We start from the raw sequence: 18,842 nt of genomic DNA on the forward strand, positions 1-18,842 counted from the left end.
CACTCAAATAATGAAGAATTCTCATCGCCTCTACGCGGGTAATTAGTCCTTATGCAGAGCCTTTAGTACGATCGCCTCTTGCCTGAATGAGATCTCCTTATTCCTAGTGATGCCTAACGAAAGTTGCTCCTTTGTCTAAGAAACAAGCCCACCTAAAAGATCTGCCAGTTAAAAAGCGCGAAGATTTGCGTAACGTAGCGATCATCGCTCACGTTGACCATGGCAAGACCACACTGGTCGATGCCATGCTTTGGCAATCCGGTGCATTTGCAGCACACAAGGTTCAGGGCGAAGGCCAAGATCGCATGATGGATTCAATGGATCTAGAACGCGAAAAGGGAATTACGATCCTTGCCAAGAACACTGCGGTAAAGCGCGGCAACACAATCGTTAACATTATTGATACTCCAGGCCACGCTGACTTCGGTGGCGAAGTAGAACGCGGACTTGAAATGGTCGACGGCGTAATTTTGCTAGTTGATGCTTCTGAAGGCCCACTTCCACAGACACGTTTCGTATTGCGTAAAGCGTTAGAAAAGAATTTGCCAGTGATCTTGTTGATCAACAAGGTTGACCGTCCCGATTCACGTATCGCTGAAGTTGTCGATGAAGCCTACGAACTCTTCCTTGATCTTGGCGCAACTGAAGAACAAATCGAATTCCCAGTTGTGTACGCATCTGCCAAAGCAGGTCGTGCATCACTAAAGCGTCCTGCTGATGGCGGAATGCCAGAAGAAGAGAACCTCGATGTTTTATTTGACACTATCTTCTCTGCAATTCCAGCACCTGAATATCACGAAGGTGCACCACTACAAGCGCACGTTACAAACCTTGACTCATCACCATTCTTAGGGCGCCTTGCACTATGTCGCGTCCGCGAAGGTGTAATTAAAAAGGGCCAGACCGTTACTTGGATTAAGACAGATGGAACTCAAGAGCGCGTAAAGATTTCAGAACTACTAATTACTGAAGCGCTAGAACGCGTTCCAGCACTTGAGGCTCACCCAGGTGACATCATCGCTGTTGCAGGTATCGAAACAATTACCTTGGGCGAAACTTTGGCCGATAACGAGAGCCCGCATGCGCTTCCACTGATCATCGTGGATGAACCATCTATCTCAATGACAATTGGTATCAATACTTCTCCACTTGCTGGCAAGAGTGGAAAAATGCTTACTGCGCGCCAAGTTAAGGGCCGCCTTGATGCAGAGCTCGTCGGTAACGTTTCACTTCGCGTTCTAAACACTGAACGTCCAGATACTTGGGAAGTACAGGGCCGCGGAGAACTTCAGCTTGCTGTTCTTGTTGAAATCATGAAGCGCGAAGGTTTCGAACTAACTGTTGGTAAGCCACAGGTAGTTATCAAGAAGATCGATGGAAAAATTCACGAACCGATGGAGCGTTTAACAATTGATGCACCTGAAGAATATCTCGGTGTACTTACTCAGTTGATGGCGCTTCGCAAGGGCCGCATGGAACAAATGGTTAACCACGGAACCGGTTGGATCCGTCTGGATTACAAAGTCCCATCACGTGGCTTGATCGGTTTCCGTACTGAGTTCTTAACTGAAACTCGCGGTACAGGTTTGCTCCACCACGTCTTCGATGGTTACGAGCCTTGGTACGGCGATATCCGCACACGTGCAACTGGATCACTTGTTTCAGACCGTATGGGAACAGTTACTTCTTACGCACTTTACGGAACACAAGATCGCGGAACAATATTTGTTGAGCCAGGCGATGAAGTTTACGAAGGCATGGTTATCGGTGAGAACTCTCGCAGTGATGACATGGACGTTAACTGTGTTCGCGAAAAGAAACTTACAAATATGCGCGCATCAGGAACTGATGAATCAGAGCGTTTGATTCCGCCAAAGAAGTTAAATATGGAAGGCGCTCTCGAATTCTGTCGCGAAGATGAATGCGTAGAAGTAACTCCTGCTGTAGTACGTATCCGTAAGGTGACTTTAAATGGTGACGAGCGCGCACGTGCGACTTCTCGCCAGAAGAAAGCCAACCTGGCCGCAGATAGTTAAGCCTGCGCGCTATAAAAGCGTGTAATTGGAATAAAAGTCAGTGGTGTGGGGTTCAATACCTCATATGACCACGCCATCCATAAAGCTCACTCGCGCACCCGCTGCGCCTGCGCTTTTGGAGCTAGATGCCACACAGGCAAAGGCGGTGGCACACCGCGGATCACCGCTCTTAATTGCAGGTGGCCCGGGCACAGGCAAAACATCTGTATTAATCGAATCTGCGTTATCTCGAATTTCGGCAGGACAAGATCCTGATTCAATTCTGCTGATTACTTACGGCCGCGAACGCGCATCCGAACTCCGCGATGCAATTGCACTTCGCACAACTGTGACGATGCACGAACCACTAGCGCGTACTTTCCACTCACTTGCTTACTCAATTTTGAAAATGGACTCTGGCGATAACTACCACGAACCAATTCTGTTATCTGGCCCCGAACAAGAAAACTTTATCGGCCAACTTCTCGAAGGTGATGTACAAGATGGTTATCGCAAATGGCCAACGGATTTACATGATGGTGAAGATAAGAAAGGCAATCCGCTTTTAACCCAGGGCTTTATCCGCGAACTCCGCGATTTAATTATGCGCGCCAACGAACGCGGCATCACACCTGAAGAACTTGCTACCCGCGGCGAACTAGTAAATGAAAAATACTGGGCGCCAGCTGCAGATTTCTGGAAGCGCTACAAAGAAGTTATGGCGATCCGTGAAGACACTGCCGGTGATTCCAAGATGCGTATCGATCCTTCAGAATTGATTAATGTGGCAATTGCTTATCTGCAGAAAAATGAAAAGCTGCGTGCACAGTTGCAGGCGCGTTTTGCCACGATCATGGTCGATGAATTCCAAGAAAGCGATCCTGCACAACGCAAACTCCTTGATCTTCTCTCGGGTCCCGACTTAGTTATTGCCTATGATGCTGATTCTTCTGTTGGTCGCTTCCGCGGTGCAGATCCCGATGGGCTAAAACAGGTTGTTGATTCATACCTTGAAAAGGGTGCAACCCAAATACTTTTGCAGAACTCTTATCGCTGCCGCCCCGAGATTTTTGAGATCGGCCAGAAAGTTACAGCGGCCTTCCGCGCACCGTCTAGTACTCGTTCTCGCACCTGCACATATAGCGCCAAACCAGCGCTAGATAACCCTTTCACCACTGCACGACTTAATTCACAATCTGAAGAAGCGCAATACATCGCCTACCTTTTCAAGCGCGCCCATTTAATGCACGGCATTCCATATTCGCAGATGGCAGTTATCTTGCGTTCTGCGGGCACGCAAGCAAGTGCACTACGACGCGCCTTTGCCCAAGTTTCAATTCCTGTTGCCGGAGACCTTGAAGCGCTCTCCACTAACCCTGCAATCGCGCCATTTATTCTTATTGCACGAGTTGCAACTGGTGATCAAACGCTAAACCTCGACACTTGCGAACGTTTACTGCTCGCCGAATTCGGGGGATCAGATTCAATTTCTCTTCGCCGAATTCGCACAGCGCTTTTAGCTGCGCGCGATGATGCCACCGACACCCGTGGTGGAACACAGCTCTTAATCGATGCCATTGATAAGGGCGAGATCAACATTGAAGAAAGTGCTGCACTCACCCGTGTTCACGAACTATTGCTGGCTGCTCGTAAAGTATTAACATCGATCGATGCTCGCCCCGAGGATTTACTTTGGGCAATTTGGGATAACGCAAAAACCAGTGACAATGAAAAGTTAAGCACCGCTTGGCGTAACACCGCACTACGTGGCGGCAATCGTGGCGCAGCAGCCGATCGCGATCTCGATGCGATGATCCAACTCTTTGATTCGGCACAGCGCTTCTCTGAGCGTTTCCCGTATTCCAAACCTTCAGCATTCCTTGACGAACTTTCTCGCGAATCCATAGTTGGTGACATCATCACCGCGCAAGGCGTTCGCCCTGATGTAGTTGAAATCCTTACCGTGCACTCTGCCAAGGGGCGCCAATGGGAAGTCGTTGCAGTTGCCGGTTTGCAAGAAGGCGTTTGGCCAAACTTGCGCCAACGCAGTTCGTTGCTCGGCAGCGAAAGACTTGTAGAACGCGAACGCCATGGTGACTTAGCGCGTTTGGAACTAGATCTAATCGCAGCTGGTGCACTGGCCGAAGATGAGCGTCGTTTGCTGCATGTGGCTGTAACCCGCGCCCGCCAGGCTTTAATCGTCACTGCAGTTCAACGCGAAGATGACGAACCATCTGCTTACTTTGAAGAACTCGATAACACCGGAGATCTCGATGCTCCCGTGATTACTAAAGTGCCACGTCCTCTTACAACGTCTGCACTTGTCGCAATGCTGCGCCAGAACTTAAGTGGAGATTCAGCAGATACCGCCGCATCGATTTTAAAGACCCTTTCCCAATCACAAATCACTTCAGCAGATCCAGCACACTGGACCGGCTCACTTCCAATCTCTTCAACGGACACCGTGGTTGCTGCTGATGATCTAGTACCGGTTTCACCATCAGGTGCCGAAAACTTCACCGAGTGCGGCGTTAAGTGGTTCCTCGAACGCAGTGGTGGAACAAATGGAGATTCAACGGCGCAGATATTAGGTTCGGCAATTCACGAATTCGCACGGATCAAAGTAGAAGATCCATCTATCTCTGAAACCGATTTGATTTCAAAACTCGAATCCTCTTGGTCTTTAATTGATCCAACAGAAGGCTGGATCAGCAACTCATCCCTTAAGCGCGCGGTAAAGATGCTCGAGCGCTTTAGCCGTTATCACGAAGCAACAACCCGCGATGTTGTCGGTGCCGAACTTAACTTTAAGATCCAAGTTGGTCGCGCCGAAATCCGCGGAAGCGTCGATCGCATTGAAGTCGATTCAGACGGCAACCACTATGTAATTGATTTCAAGACTGGCAAGACCCAGATCACAGCCGAAAAAGCGAAAGAGAATTTGCAACTTGCTTGCTACCAGTTAGCTGTTGCCCTTGATGGCTTTGAAAAGAAGTTATCTTCAACCTCTTCATCCGGTGCCGAACTCGTCTACCTTGCAAAAGATTCCGTAAAGGTCACAACTCGTCAGCAGTACAAGATCGACGAGGTCGCAGTAAAGGCGAAGATTGAAGAAATCGCTGAAGGTATGGGCGCTGAAAGCTTCCAGGCGCGGATCAACACTATGTGCGAAAACTGCGTAGTTAAGGCTTGTTGCCCGATCCAGAGCCAGGGCCGGACGGTGATCGAATGATCGAGAAATACTCACCGCAAGATATCGCTGCCGCGCTGCAGAAAGTTGGCGCCAAGGTTTACAAACCAACTGATGAACAAAGCGCAATCATTTCTATTACATCTAATCCGCTCGAACCTGCCGTTGTTATCGCGGGTGCTGGTTCAGGTAAAACTGAAACGATGGCAGCGCGCGTTATCTACTTAGTTGCCAATGGCTTTGCCCGCCCTGATCAAATTCTTGGCCTAACATTTACCCGCAAAGCCGCTGGCGAACTTGCGATCCGTATCCGCACCAGACTTCGCCAACTTCGCGCCGCCAAGTTAATCCCAGAGGACACTCCTCTTGAAGTCGCAGTTACTACTTATCACTCTTATGCCGCGCGCTTACTTTCCGAACATTCGATCCGTTTTGGTATTGATGCCGATATTCAACCGATGGGCGATGCGGCTATGTGGCAGCTTGCCAATGACATCGTCCGCAATTGGGAAGATGCTTCATATTCAAATGAATCAGCCGTTGGAACCGTTGTGGAAGATCTACTTGGTTTAACTAAGTTGATGTTAGAACACCAAGTCTCACCCGAAGAAATTGCGGCAGCAGATAACGAAGTCCTTGAACAATTGGCTCAGATGTCAGGTGGCGGAAATCCAGAAGTGCGCAAAGTAAAGAAAGTTCTTGAACAACGTATTGCTCTACTGCCACTGGTCGAACGCTTTATCCAACGCCGCCAAGAATCCGGTCAACTTTCATTCGATGATCAGATGTCACTTGCAGCAGATATCTCGGTTAAGTTTTCCGATATCGGCGAGCTAGAACGCGCAAAGTATTCGGTTGTCTTACTTGATGAATATCAAGATACGTCGCAATCACAGGTGCGAATGCTGTCATCGCTCTTTGGCGGGGGACATCCCGTTATGGCAGTCGGCGACCCTTGCCAGGCTATTTACACATGGCGCGGAGCCTCGGCCGGCACTATAAATTCCTTCGGAAAGTACTTCCCTAAGTCTGCTGGCCACACAGGCGCTGAGCGCTATTCACTTCTTACAACTTTCCGAAACGATAAGACCATTCTTGAACTGGCAAACGTTGTTTCAGAGAAGATTCGCCGTGAAAGTGGTGCCGATGTTCCACCACTTACACCACGTCCAGGTGCTGGCGATGGCGAGATAGTTTGCGGAGTCTTCGAAAATCTAGATCTGGAAGCAACTGCGATTGCTGAATACTTCACATCGCTCTGGTTTGATAAAGCACGGCTAGCAAAACCTGCCGAAAAGCGTTCTACCTTTGCAGTTCTCGTTCGTAAACGCTCGCAAATTGCAACTATCGAAGGTGCACTTCGCGCCGCTGATATTCCAGTTGAAGTACTTGGACTTGGTGGACTTATCCATGTTCCAGAAGTCGCCGACATTGTTTCGATGCTCCGCGTAATCGCAGATCCAGATTCCGGTGCAGCGTTGATGCGCCACTTAGTTGGACCACGAATTAACTTAGGCGCTAAAGATTTGGCAGCGCTCGGTGCATACTCACGTAACCGCGCTAAAGGCTCGCGCGCCGAAAGCAAATCGCTAATAAAGAAGATCGCTGCCGGTAACCCAGAACAAGCCGAAGCTGATGATCAATTTTTAGGCTCACTCATCGATACCCTTGATGAGATCGGCGGCGCAGATAAATCAACATTTACCGAGATCGGTTACGTGCGACTAGTTAACTTTGCATCCGACCTGCGACGTCTGCGCTCTCGCGCTGGCGGCACCATCACAGATTTGATTAACGAGATCGAAAGTTACTTGAGTCTAGAAACCGAAGTAATGCTTCGCGATGGCACAGGTTCTGGCCGCCGCCACATTGACCGCTTCTTAGATGAAGCTGGAAAGTTTGCACGAAGCGGCGGAACTTTAAATTCATTCCTGCAGTGGCTTGATATCGCCGGAAAGGAAGAAGGAGGCCTGAAATCAGCGGCCCCAGAGGTTCGCAGCGATGTCGTGCAGATCCTCACTGTTCACATGTCTAAGGGCGCCGAATGGGATGTTGTTGCAGTTCCAGGTCTTGCTGAAGGAACTTTCCCGGGTCTAAATAAGAACGATCCCGATAACTGGATCACCAATGAACGTCATATCCCATTTCATCTTCGCGGAGATCATCTTGAACTTCCACGTTTCTCATTTAACGGTGCAACTAAAAACTCTGATGCTGGAAAAGAGATCACCAATTATGCCGACATCTGTAAGGCCACAAAGACCCGTGAAGAAATTCGTTTAGGTTACGTCGCATTTACTCGCGCAAGAACCCATTTAATTGCAACCACCTCTTGGTATCGCGATGGTAAAGATTGGGTAGAACCGTCTACGATCTTTGAGCAAGTCGCTTTAGTCGCTCAAGAACACGGCAAGATCATTAGCGAAGTTCCACGTCCAGATAAAGGCGCTAAGAACCCAGCGCTTGAGAATCCGCTGACAGGTGTTTGGCCACGCGATCCACTTGGCGACACTCGTTCTGCATTTACCGCCAAGGTTGAACTTGTTAAGAACGCAGCGCCACTTGATCTCGCTACCGCACAATCTGTTGATATCGAAACTGCGTCATGGATTGAAGATGCTCGTGCGCTAATTCAAGAGCGCGCACTTGGCGTTAACGGAGTTCTAGAAATTCCAATGCCGCCACGCCTTTCTACTTCAACGCTGGTTGCGCTGCATAAGGATCCCGAAGAGTTAGCGCTTACGATTCGCCGCCCGATGCCGCGTCCACAAGATCAATACTCACGTCGCGGTACTGCATTCCACTTATGGATAGAACACCACTTCAACGCAGCAACCTTGTTTGACGATGAAGATTTAGATTTCCTTGATCCACTTGAACCAGATCAAACTCTCGAATCACTTAAGCAAACTTGGTTGGCCTCTGAATGGGGCAACCGTTCACCGGTTGCAGTAGAAGTTCCATTTGAGGCTGTTTTAGGCGGGGTTTTGATCCGCGGTCGCATCGATGCGGTTTACGAAATCAACGGTCGGTTTGAAGTTATCGATTGGAAAACTGGTGCAACAACGCTCGGAGAATCAGCGGCGGTGCAGCTGGCGGTCTATCGCTTAGCTTGGGCGAAGCTAAAGGGAATTGATCCAGCGCTAGTTTCAGCGGCTTTCCATTATGTGCCGATTAGCAAAACCGATCGTCCAGCAGATCTCTTGAGCGAAGCGCAGTTGATCGCGCTAATTACCGGCGCTAATTAATTTCTGCACGCAGCGGCAAGTGATCGCTGATGCCAGTTGCGATTGTTCCCAAATCTTTAACGCCATCAATTGCGCCATGAGTTAACAAGTAATCGAATTGAATCTTGGCGCCCCATGACGGATAAGTATTCTGCTGGATCAACGACTTCCAATCAGATCCTGCAACTGGCAGATTCTTCGGCAGGTTTAAATCGCCAAGAATTAAAGGTTTGGTATTTGTCTCTTGCGCAACATTGAGCGCCCAACGCTTTAACTTCTTAAGCTGAAATAAGTTAACGCCCGGAACAAATGAGAGATGAGTGTTAAAGATCGTCCAGCCATTTGCAAGTGTTGCACCGAGTGCTAAACGGGGCTCATCGTGAACATAGATCGCCCGGATCTTCGGTTTGCTACTTGTCTCACTTTCAGTCGGAACAACTAGCGGCATACCAAAAACTGAATTTCCGAGATCCAAACGATGCCATTTCACGACAGGGATAGTTGAAGCAATTGCGATTCCGTAGCTTCCTGCTAAATCCGATTTTTCATCGGTAATCAATCGCGAATCTGAATGGTTTAACTTCCGCCATTTCTCACCAGGTGTTCCGATGATGCTTGGTGCAAAGGCCCAATCTTTAGCGCCGATTACATCTGCGATATCTGAAACCTGATTGCGCATTTTTGATCGCGGTAATTTGTAATCAACTTCTTGAACTGCAATGACCTCGCTCTCAAGCTGGCGCACTGCGGCAGCAAGGCTTTCCTGGCTGGGTCCGGCCGAAAGTGGCGGGATAGGCTGGCCGTGGAGCAGGTTCCACGAGGTGATGCGCATATGGCCAAGGCTAGTAGCGTTCACCCTTATGAGCGCGGTCAACGGACAGGTATCGAAGATGGACCGCGCCGGCCACCTGCGCACAAACCAGACCACTCTCGATCAGATGTGGCAGCGCGCCAAGATTATTCACGTCGCGGATTCTCGTTTAGCCGTTGAAGCAGGCGGAACCAAACTCCGTTACTTAACTGCCGACCAAGTGCAATCCCTGATTGAAAGTGGCGAGTACAAGTTAGGCGAAAAGTATTTCCTAGGTTTAGACGAGATAGATCAAGAGCCATTTTTTGCCTGGAGCTCATCACCAGTTGCACCACAAGGTGAGAAAGCGCCAGATGGATATTTAACCCTTCGCGAAATCGGCGGGCTAATTTCGGAATTCGAAATGGAAGTTTCCCTTCATACCGTGGCCTTGGCTAACTGGCATAGGTCGCACACCCATTGTGCGCGATGCGGTGCACCAACTTCAGTTGCCCAAGGCGGCGCAATTCGTACCTGCGATAAAGATCAGAGCGAGCATTATCCGCGCACAGATTCAGCAGTTATCGTTTTAGTTCGCGATCATGATGATCGTATTTTGTTGGGCCACCAACCAGTTTGGCCCGAAGGTCGCTTCTCTTGCTTTGCCGGCTTTTTAGAGCCTGGTGAAACTTTTGAACAATGTGTACATCGCGAAGTTCTTGAAGAATCAGGCGTTGCCGTGCGCGAAATTAATTACCTAGGTTCACAACCTTGGCCATTCCCAGCATCAATCATGATCTCATTTGATGCTGTTACAGATTTCCCAGAAGTAGCGCGCCCTGATGGGCAAGAGATCACCGAAGTTAAATGGTTCTCGCGCGCTGAAGTAAAAGCGCAATCAGATGCCGGAACTTTATTGTTGCCACCGAATATGTCAGTTGCGCGCAAGATGATCGATCGTTGGTTTGCAAGTGGCGCAGAGGGTCAAGATAAAGAAGGAAATGGTGGCGCCAAACTTATCGGTGGTGAAACGTGGCGCTAGATAACTCTTCTGGGGATATAAGCAGTGGAGATATTCGAGCTGAAGAAATTCTCGCTGCTCTCGATAACGATCAACGCGCTGTAGCCCTTGCTACTCGCGGACCCGTCTGTGTAATCGCAGGCGCTGGCACCGGTAAAACTCGCGCGATCACACATCGCATTGCATACGCTGCAGCGATCGGAACGATGGATCCGCAGAAAGTATTGGCGCTAACATTTACCTCGCGTGCCGCAGGCGAAATGCGCACCCGCCTTCGCTCGCTAGGCGTTCCAACCGTTGCCGCACGCACGATTCACGCAGCAGCGCTTAAACAATTGATCTACTTCTGGCCCACCGTATTCGGTGGCCGCGTACCTGAACTCATGACCGCTAAGGCAGGTTTTATTGGCGAGGCAATTAATCGCGCAGGTTTATCGGGCGAACTTCGTGCCACATCGCGCGAGCTGATGCGCGACATTGCCAGTGAAATTGAATGGGCGAAGGTTTCACAAGTTGCACCAGAAGATTTTGTTTCTGAAATCGATAAGCGAACTCAGAAGCCGCGCATTAGCGCCGAGAAATTAGCCAAGGTCTACACCGCTTATGAAAGCGTAAAGAAGCAAGAACTGGCAATCGATTTTGAAGATGTACTTCTCTTGACCGCTGCAATGTTGGAAGAAGAGCGCACCGTGCGCGAACGTGTGCAAGATCAATACCGTTACTTCACTATCGATGAATATCAGGATATTTCACCGGTACAACAACGATTGATTAACGCTTGGCTGGGTACTCGCCAAGATATCTGTGTTGTTGGAGATCCGGCGCAAACCATTTACTCATTCGCGGGCGCAACGCCTGTTTTCCTAAATAGCTTTACCAATCGTTTTCCCGATGCCGAAGTAATTCGCTTAAGCACTGGCTATCGCTCGACCCCCGAGATAACCTTTGCTGCAAACTCTTTACTGCGCCATGGTTTGATGGGACAAGAGCTAGTTGCTCTTAACGATCATGGCACCAAGCCTTCTGTAGATGGCTATGCCAATGAAGATGCCGAGATTGCTGGAGTACTAGCCGAAATCACTGCGCTGCTACAGAGCGGAACTCAAGCCCAAGAGATCGCGATCTTGGCTCGCACCAATAACCAACTTAAGGGCGTTGAGAGATCGATGAATAAGTTGGGTCTTCCTTATCAAGTACGCAGCACCGAAAGATTCTTTGATCGCCAAGATGTTCGCGACTTTCTAAAGGAAGTACGTCGCGCATCTGTCTTGCCAACAGAAGGCGTTTCTTGGATTGATGAACTTCGCACAATTGCACAACCTTTTTTAACTGGTGAAAGTATCGATGGCATTGCCGCGCTTCTGCATTTAGCGCGCGAACTCGATGCCGATGCTGGATTTAGCCCAAAGACGCTGCGCAGTTATTTACGCGAGATCGAAGATCGTGTTCAGCAGAATAATCCGCCAACGATGCCGGTCGTAACGCTGGCAACTCTGCATGCGGCGAAAGGTTTGGAATGGGAACGCGTATTTTTGATCGGCGCATCTGAAGGAATTCTGCCGCTGGAAACTGGGGTTACTGGCCAGTCCGATGCGGTGATAGATGAAGAACGCCGCTTGTTCTACGTTGGAATGACGCGTGCGAAGGTGGATCTACACATCAGCCATCGCCAGAATCCAAGCCGTTTCCTGCGTGAAGCCGGCCTGCTCAGCTGATCAATTCTTTAGCTAGATTTAATTAGGTTGCGCAGATCACTATCTGTGGTTTACCCTTGCCTTTCACCAAGTTGGTGAAAAGCTCATTAGGCGAAGGAGAATGCAAGATGTTTACATCTAAGTCATTCACTACAGCACGCGTTACACGCGGTGCTGCTAATTCGCCTGCCAATTTCCATGCGACTACAAAGAAGCATACGAATTGGCCCGCAGCATCAAAGCCAGCGTTTTACGCCGCTTTTTATGCCGTGGATGAGGCCACAGGAGGTTCGATCGGATAAAGCCGATATACGAGCCCAACCTAAGGCCTCAACTCCACAAAGGAGTTGAAGGCCTTTTTTTATTACCCAAATCAATAAAAGGGAAATAAAAGGAAGTATCCAAACCAATCCAGAGAAAGAAAACGAGAGAGAAGAAAGTGGGTGAGAACGATGAGCGTTCTCTACAGCGAACTACAGGTACCAGGCTGGGCAGAAACAGGCGAGAAGATCGGTCTCTATGAAGTAACCGGTACGTATGACTCGGCGATCGCCTTTACCTTGCCATGCCATAACGCTGATCCCGAGCTCTTCTTCTCGGAAAGCGATGAGGGCATCGCGCAAGCCAAAGCGCTCTGCGGTGGATGCCCCGTGCGCAATAAGTGTTTAGACGGTGCTCTGTCACGCGAAGAACCATGTGGTGTTTGGGGCGGACAGCTAATCGAAGATGGCGTAATTATCGAACGCAAGCGTCGCGCGGGACGTCCGCCACGTATTGCAGCGTTCGTTTAATTCGTTATATCGAGAAGGATCCGTCAGGTGCAATGGTCATGCGAGAATTAGCGCATGGCCATTGCACATCTCGCATACACCGCACTTGATTGCGATAACCCCGTTGAGTTAGCGCACTTTTACTCGAAGATCACGGGATATAAAGTGCAGCCCTTCGATGAAGGAGAAACTGCAGAAACGTGCGAATGGCTAGAGCTGATTGATGAAGCAGACTTTACGGCGATGGCTTTTCAGAAGATTGAAAAATACCAAAGACCAACTTGGCCAACAGGCGGTCTGCCACAGCAGGCACATATGGATTTCCACGCAAAAGATTTAGATATTGCAGAAAAAGCTCTTCTAGAAATAGGGGCGGTCAAAGCGGAGTTTCAACCAAAACCACATCGCTTCCGTATTTATCTAGATCCGGCAGGACATCCATTTTGTATGGTGCAGAACGCACACGATTAATTTTTGAGATCAGGAGTACTCTTCACTTATGGCAACTACAGCTAAGAAGACAGCAGCTAAGAAAACTTCTGCAAAAAAGTCCGTGGTTAAGAAGAGCGCGGTTAAGGAAGAAGTTGCGCACCAAGGCGTTGATTGGCGTTCGCTCTACCTATACGCGGTTAGCCTAATAACTCTTCTTGTCTGTCTATTCACTGTAATTAGCCTTATCAATCGTGGGCTCGATCTGATCGTTCCTGATGCTGGTTATGTGGACCCATATGCAGCGCAGAACGATCCTAAAATTGATCCCGAAGTTATCAAACAAGCCAATATCGATCAGAATCGTCGTAACGCAATTAGGGGGATAACTAGTTCGCTAGTAACGCTTCTAGTAACTGTGCCGGTTTATTTGTACCACTGGAAGATGGTTCGCAAGCTCGCTCGCTAATTAGTAATTAAGCGTTGGCTGGTGCGATCTCGGGGAACCAAGAGAGCGCTTCATCACGGAAATTTCCTTCAGCTTCTAACTGGCAGAAGATTCCGGTTGTTCCCAAGGTAACGCGGTGGATCAAAACGTATTCAGCAGGCAAGTTAAGTTGGAAACCGATCTTCGCAGTTGGATTGCGCGGATCGCCAACGCGGGCGCTCTGATCACGCAACCATTCGCGAGAGTATTTAAAGGTTTCGGTGCGCAGTGGTTCGACAAGTGGAACCAAGAAATCTAGAACTAGGTTCGGATCTACATCTACCTCAGGCAAGATAAATCCATCTTTCTTGAATCCATCGTATAAAGCCTGCGCATCATCATCGAGTGCATGCTTCAAGAGATTCTTAAATGGTTCTGGGAAGCCATTTGGAAGACGGTTGCAGGCACCAAAGTCGAGAACACCAATGCGGCCATCTGTGAGCAAACGGAAATTTCCAGGGTGTGGATCTGCATGCAATAAACCTGCGCGCTCAGGTGCGGTGAAGTGGAAGCGCGCCAAACGCATTCCGGCGTTATTGCGCTGCTCTTGTGTGCCTTCAGCGATGATCTTGGAAAGTGGAGTTCCCTCTAACCATTCGGAAACTAAAACTTTATCTGATGACATAACGACCTTTGGAATCGCAACATCAGGATCGTTCTCATATGCGCGCCAGCAAGCCTCTTGTGCTTCTGCTTCATATTTGTAATCAACTTCTTCAATGATGCGCGCACGAAGCTCTTCAAGCAGCGGCTTCATATCCAGGCCTGGTAGAACTAATTGGAAGATCTTGGCAAAGCGTTGAATCTGATTTAAGTCAGAGATCAAAGCTTCGGCTGCCCCTGGATATTGAATCTTTACTGCAACCGGGCGGCCATCTTTCCAAACACCTTTATGCACTTGGCCGATAGATGCTGAAGCAGTTGGTTTATCTTCAAATGATGTGAAGTTATCGCGCCAATCTTCACCGAGCTCTTTCGCCAATACCTTATGAACAACGCGGGTTGGAAGCGGAGGAGCGGACTCTTGCAACTTAGTAAGAGTCTCGCGATAAGGCTTGGCAATATTTTCGGGAAGCGCGGCTTCAAATACTGAAAGCGCCTGTCCGAACTTCATCGCTCCACCCTTGAGTTCGCCAAGAACTTTAAAGAGTTGTTCTGCAGTCTTCTCTTGAATATCTGTGATGACTACAGAAGATGATTGGCCAACGAGTTGTTTGCCAAGACCTAGAACACCGCGACCTGCCAAACCGACGGGGATCGAAACCATCTTCGCTGAACGAGCAGCGGTGGATTTCGGAATCTCCGTTTCGATCTGATCCTTCTTGGCCATGCCCGTATTGTTCAGAAAAAGCGGTTGTCGCGCTATTCGAAAATGATTGGAATCGGCCTACCAGCTACAGCCACACATGGGATGGCGGGTAATTGTGATGTGTTCTGTATTACAGAGATCGGTTAGGTCGATCGCAATCGCATCGCGCGTTAAAACGGCGCTACCTGTGTCAATAATCGAGAGCAGTTGCGCTGCAATAATCGCAGATAGGTAATGCGCGCCAACTACTGGAATTTCATCACGTAGTTTCGGATATTCGATAACCTCGCAATTTCCTTGATCGTTAATAGTTAGCCCTAAACAGCGTGTACAAGGTGTTAAACCTGGCTTAACTAACTGCGAAATCGTTAGCCGCGCGCCACTAATTTCGCTAACCAAGATATGTTCTTGTCCCGCAGCCATCCAGAGCGCAAGAATTACCGGATCGATTTCTCCGAAGTGCACCTTGATCACATTCTCGGCGAAGTTATTGGGAACTTCTTCGGCGCTCTCTTGAAGAGCAGGAAAGAGCGAGAGACTTTTGGCAATAGCAGTGCTGCTCTTTACAAATACCTGTCCGTTATCTGTGGCTGATAGATATCCGCCAGTTACATCAAGATCGCCAACTATTTCAGCGCCGCGGCGAAAGTTCGGTGCAAATTGCGTATCGGTGAGACCGCTTGCAATTAATTGTGCATATAGATGTTGAACGGCGCGAGAGTTTCCTGAGATTTCAATATGCGCACTTTGTCGTGCACTGACTTTGCTTACTCCTGAATCGGTAACACCTGGCAACCAACGTGTAAGTGTTAACTCGGCGCCGATGCGATTACTCATTTGCGAGAAGGCGGCATCTTTACTGCGATCACCAAACTTCTGCGCACGTTCAGCAATCTGCGAGATAAATCTCTGCGAAATTTGAATCGCACTTTCTTCGGTCTGCAAGAGTTCATGCGCAGCGAGTTCGGCCATTAACTCTTCAAAGCTTTCATGCGAGATCGATAAGTTGGCGCAGATTTCGTTGCGGCTAGCGCCAGCCTTTAGCGCCGAGTAAAGCGCGGGGGCATCGCTGGAATAGATCGCAACCTGCGAGCGCGAGTTTCCAATGAGAAAGCCGTTGGCCACATGGCTCTGGCGATATAGCGCAGCGCCATCTTTAAGTTTTGGGTTCCGATTAGTCAGGTTCTTGGTAATTGTCATCTGCGAAGGATTGGCGCTCGGACCAAGCGCGCGCGGTGAGCCTGTGTGTGAGCGCTACTTACGCACGCGAATCTTTACGCAGGGGATAAAAATAAATTCACCCCGTGCTCATCAACTTGCGATGAACAACGGGGTGAATCTTTACCAGTCTAAAAATAGACTTGCGGGTTGTTACTGAGCCTTGCCAAGAATTCTGTTGACCTTGGTGCCACAGACTGGGCAGATGCCCTGTGCCATGCGACGACCAGAGTCTGAGATCTTCACAGTGCCTTCGAAGTCACGCTTCTCTTTGCACTTAACGCAGTAAGCGTCACCCTTGTATGTCTCTGCTGTCATGATTTGCCTCCAATCGCCGCCTGAGCTCTGAGCGCCCACGCGTGCAAGCATGACGATACCCCTGTCCACGCTCAAATACGCTTATCTAACCCCTAGTTGTGCGGAGTTTTTTTAGCTCGACAGGCTCAGCCAGCGCGCGTTCTGCCGCTTCATACCCGTCCAGATAGGCGCTGGCCAGTTCAGAGTCCTCAAAACGGGCCAAGACCTCGGTGAAGGCTGGGCCGTGGTCAAAATGCTCAAGATGGATCGCCTCATGGAAGAGGACATAGTCTAGGGCGTAATCCGGGGCCAGCTTTAGTCGATCTGAGATCCGAATCGTGCGGTCAACGCTTGTGCAGGAGCCCCAGCGCTCGCGCATTGGGCGCCAGTTGATCGAGGCGGGGCGCGCAGTGATTTCGGGGGCTAGGGATGCCATTAGTTCGTGGGTGCGTTCTATGAGGCGTTCTTCGCTCGGAGTTCGTTCCGATTCTTGGCTTCGAATCTTGGCGATCATCTCGGGCACGATCGCATGTTCATCTGCCTTACTCATCCGTGCCGGAATTGAGACGATGATGCGACCGCCTTGGCGATATGCCGAGATATTTCGTTTACGACGGGCAGAGCGAATGACGAGAATCTCACCCTCTGAAATTCCTGGCAGGGTTAACTCTTCTTCGCCACCAATGTCATCAAAGGCCATTTTGAAACTCCATATGGGAAAAGTACTCCTTGGAATCGAAATTAACTTATCTATCCGCGAAATCTCAAGTACGTGTTGAGAGATTTACTATGAAATAAATTCTCACTACAAGACAAATTACAGGTGTGTCAAATCTCTATTTATTTGATTCTGGACACTTTTGGTCATAAGTTGCGCTTACGAAGTCCTCGGATAACCGTTCTATATCTGCAAGGGGAAGGCAGATATATGAATGTGCGCCCGGGGACTTCGCTTTTCTTTTCTTAACTAATTCTGAAGTACTAGAGCAAACCCGAGAGATCATCTGGAATAGATGTACTTGTCAGGAACTTCTCAGGATCTAATAAATCATCAGCGGTTGGAAGTAACCCGCTCCAAATTTGATCGCGCTCGCCAACGCTCTTTACTTCGCGGATCTTCTTCCAGAAAGCGCTTGCCTCGCGAGTTAGCTTTGGCGAAACTTGCAGACCAAGCATCGATGAAAATAATTGTTGCGCAGGTGATGACGAAGCGCGACGGCGACGATGTGATTCGCGAAGTTGTTCGATACTCGGAATTCGATCTCCAGCAGCGAGTGAAACTACTTCATCGCTCCAACCATCAATTAGCGCCAAAACAGTTTCCAGTTTTAAGAGCGCGCTCTTCTGTGCCGGTGATTCCTCGGGTGTGAAAATTCCATTATCTAAAGCAAAGGAAATCGCTTCTCCTTCACCAGCGCCTTCAGGCATATTTGCCTGCATACCTTCAAAAGCCTCTTGCGCCTGGCGTTGAATAGCATCGATATCGATGTGAATACCTTTTCCATATTCAACAACCGCGCTTTGAATATATGAAACCAGCCAAGGGTTATGTGCAAATAAACGAGCTACTGCGCCTTCGCGAAGCGCGTGGAAGATAAAGACTTCAGATTTAGCGATCTCTAAATCAACTGCCCAGTTTTCAATGTTTTCTGGAATAACAATGGCGCGAGCGGGATCTAGTAGCGGCAGGCCAACGTCGTGGGCGCCGGTAACGCTGGTGGCTAATGTGCCAATCGACTGTCCTAGTTGAGTTGCAATCATGGTGCCGATAAATGAGCGCAGCATCGCAGTGATCATCTCGATCGGTGGTTGGCCCTGCTCCGGGTCGGCAGCCTGTGCGTTCATCGCTTGATCCATCAGATCAGAAATTGCTGAAGATAAACCAGCGGCCAGTGGCTCGATGGTTTTATGCCAACCTGGCATAGTCTCAAGAACCCAATCCATTCGGCTTACTGCAACTGGTGCATGAGTAGATGCCGGAAATGCAGTCGCTTCATTTAGCCAGAGCTCAGAAATTTCAAAAGCGTTTTCAACTACCGAAACATCTTTCGTTCCAAGCGGTTTTAACCCTTGTACCTTTATAAATTTAGTAGCGGTATCCCTCGCTGTTGCAATCGAAAGGACTTCTGCTTTTCCATTAGCGCCGCTATTTGCTTTTCCAAATTGTGAAAAGAGAGTTGTAAATGGATTTACAAAACCAGCAGGATTAATCCCAAGTTGTTCAAATTGCGCCTTCATCTGTTCTTGCATCTGGCGCATCATCGCTTCGAAATCAGGATTGCCAGAATTATCGGGGTCGTTGGGATCATCGGGTGTAAATCCAAAACCGGCCACAATCCGACTCCATTCTCTGTTGTTTTAGTAGAACACCTTGGGTGCGAAATTTCTTCCCGCA

Annotated in this window: 15 protein-coding genes; 9 read left to right on the forward strand and 6 right to left on the reverse strand. The window is 49.1% G+C overall.

What is annotated here, in order from left to right:
* Positions 1 to 131 precede the first annotated feature (131 nt).
* The 3 genes from typA to A1sIIB106_RS00890 all read left to right on the forward strand — a co-directional run bounded on the left by typA (position 132) and on the right by A1sIIB106_RS00890 (position 8,453).
* The gene (typA, locus tag A1sIIB106_RS00880) at positions 132 to 2,036 is read left to right on the forward strand and encodes a translational GTPase TypA (protein WP_095677028.1); all 1,905 of its coding nucleotides are present in this window, start codon (positions 132 to 134) and stop codon (positions 2,034 to 2,036) included.
* Positions 2,037 to 2,100: 64 nt separating this feature from the next.
* Entirely contained in the window at positions 2,101 to 5,247 is a 3,147-nt protein-coding gene (locus tag A1sIIB106_RS00885; protein ID WP_095677029.1) for an ATP-dependent helicase, read from the forward strand.
* Positions 5,244 to 8,453, forward strand: a complete 3,210-nt coding sequence (locus tag A1sIIB106_RS00890) for an ATP-dependent DNA helicase (protein ID WP_095677030.1) — start codon at positions 5,244 to 5,246, stop codon at positions 8,451 to 8,453. The genes A1sIIB106_RS00885 and A1sIIB106_RS00890 overlap by 4 nt, the downstream gene beginning before the upstream one ends.
* Here the strand turns inward: A1sIIB106_RS00890 and A1sIIB106_RS00895 are convergent.
* Positions 8,446 to 9,264 (reverse strand): endonuclease/exonuclease/phosphatase family protein, encoded by an 819-nt coding sequence (locus A1sIIB106_RS00895; protein WP_095677031.1) that lies wholly within the window; start codon positions 9,262 to 9,264, stop codon positions 8,446 to 8,448. The genes A1sIIB106_RS00890 and A1sIIB106_RS00895 overlap by 8 nt on opposite strands.
* 28 nt (positions 9,265 to 9,292) lie before the next feature.
* Here A1sIIB106_RS00895 and nudC point away from each other — a divergent pair, with 28 nt between their 5' ends.
* The 6 genes from nudC (at position 9,293) to A1sIIB106_RS00920 (ending at position 13,605) form a co-directional block, all read left to right on the forward strand.
* The gene (nudC, locus tag A1sIIB106_RS00900; RefSeq protein WP_095677032.1) at positions 9,293 to 10,264 is read left to right on the forward strand and encodes an NAD(+) diphosphatase; all 972 of its coding nucleotides are present in this window, start codon (positions 9,293 to 9,295) and stop codon (positions 10,262 to 10,264) included.
* Entirely contained in the window at positions 10,255 to 11,958 is a 1,704-nt protein-coding gene (locus A1sIIB106_RS00905; protein WP_223299498.1) for an ATP-dependent helicase, read from the forward strand. The genes nudC and A1sIIB106_RS00905 overlap by 10 nt, the downstream gene beginning before the upstream one ends.
* Positions 11,959 to 12,065: 107 nt before the next feature.
* Positions 12,066 to 12,239, forward strand: a complete 174-nt coding sequence (locus A1sIIB106_RS07110; protein WP_190276898.1) for a hypothetical protein — start codon at positions 12,066 to 12,068, stop codon at positions 12,237 to 12,239.
* Between the two features lie 150 nt (positions 12,240 to 12,389).
* The gene (locus tag A1sIIB106_RS00910) at positions 12,390 to 12,728 is read left to right on the forward strand and encodes a WhiB family transcriptional regulator (protein ID WP_095670646.1); all 339 of its coding nucleotides are present in this window, start codon (positions 12,390 to 12,392) and stop codon (positions 12,726 to 12,728) included.
* A gap of 54 nt (positions 12,729 to 12,782) precedes the next feature.
* The gene (locus A1sIIB106_RS00915) at positions 12,783 to 13,178 is read left to right on the forward strand and encodes a VOC family protein (protein ID WP_095677033.1); all 396 of its coding nucleotides are present in this window, start codon (positions 12,783 to 12,785) and stop codon (positions 13,176 to 13,178) included.
* Positions 13,179 to 13,206: 28 nt separating this feature from the next.
* Complete coding sequence (locus tag A1sIIB106_RS00920) at positions 13,207 to 13,605, forward strand: hypothetical protein (protein ID WP_095677034.1); 399 nt, start codon at positions 13,207 to 13,209, stop codon at positions 13,603 to 13,605.
* A 7-nt stretch (positions 13,606 to 13,612) separates the two neighbouring features.
* Here the strand turns inward: A1sIIB106_RS00920 and A1sIIB106_RS00925 are convergent, their stop codons facing one another.
* From A1sIIB106_RS00925 to A1sIIB106_RS00945, 5 genes are all read right to left on the reverse strand, one after another.
* Positions 13,613 to 14,953 (reverse strand): ABC1 kinase family protein, encoded by a 1,341-nt coding sequence (locus A1sIIB106_RS00925; protein ID WP_095677035.1) that lies wholly within the window; start codon positions 14,951 to 14,953, stop codon positions 13,613 to 13,615.
* 57 nt (positions 14,954 to 15,010) lie between these two features.
* Positions 15,011 to 16,132: a hypothetical protein gene (locus A1sIIB106_RS00930; RefSeq protein ID WP_095677036.1), complete on the reverse strand. Its 1,122-nt coding sequence runs from the start codon at positions 16,130 to 16,132 to the stop codon at positions 15,011 to 15,013.
* Positions 16,133 to 16,303: 171 nt separating this feature from the next.
* Complete coding sequence (locus A1sIIB106_RS07115; protein WP_095671782.1) at positions 16,304 to 16,468, reverse strand: DUF5679 domain-containing protein; 165 nt, start codon at positions 16,466 to 16,468, stop codon at positions 16,304 to 16,306.
* An 85-nt stretch (positions 16,469 to 16,553) separates the two neighbouring features.
* Entirely contained in the window at positions 16,554 to 17,147 is a 594-nt protein-coding gene (locus tag A1sIIB106_RS00940; protein ID WP_095677037.1) for a M48 metallopeptidase family protein, read from the reverse strand.
* A gap of 281 nt (positions 17,148 to 17,428) precedes the next feature.
* The gene (locus tag A1sIIB106_RS00945; RefSeq protein ID WP_095677038.1) at positions 17,429 to 18,781 is read right to left on the reverse strand and encodes a zinc-dependent metalloprotease; all 1,353 of its coding nucleotides are present in this window, start codon (positions 18,779 to 18,781) and stop codon (positions 17,429 to 17,431) included.
* Positions 18,782 to 18,842: the final 61 nt, after the last annotated feature.

Origin of the sequence: Candidatus Planktophila lacus (assembly GCF_002288325.1) — a bacterium.
Classification (GTDB): Bacteria; Actinomycetota; Actinomycetes; order Nanopelagicales; family Nanopelagicaceae; genus Planktophila; species Planktophila lacus.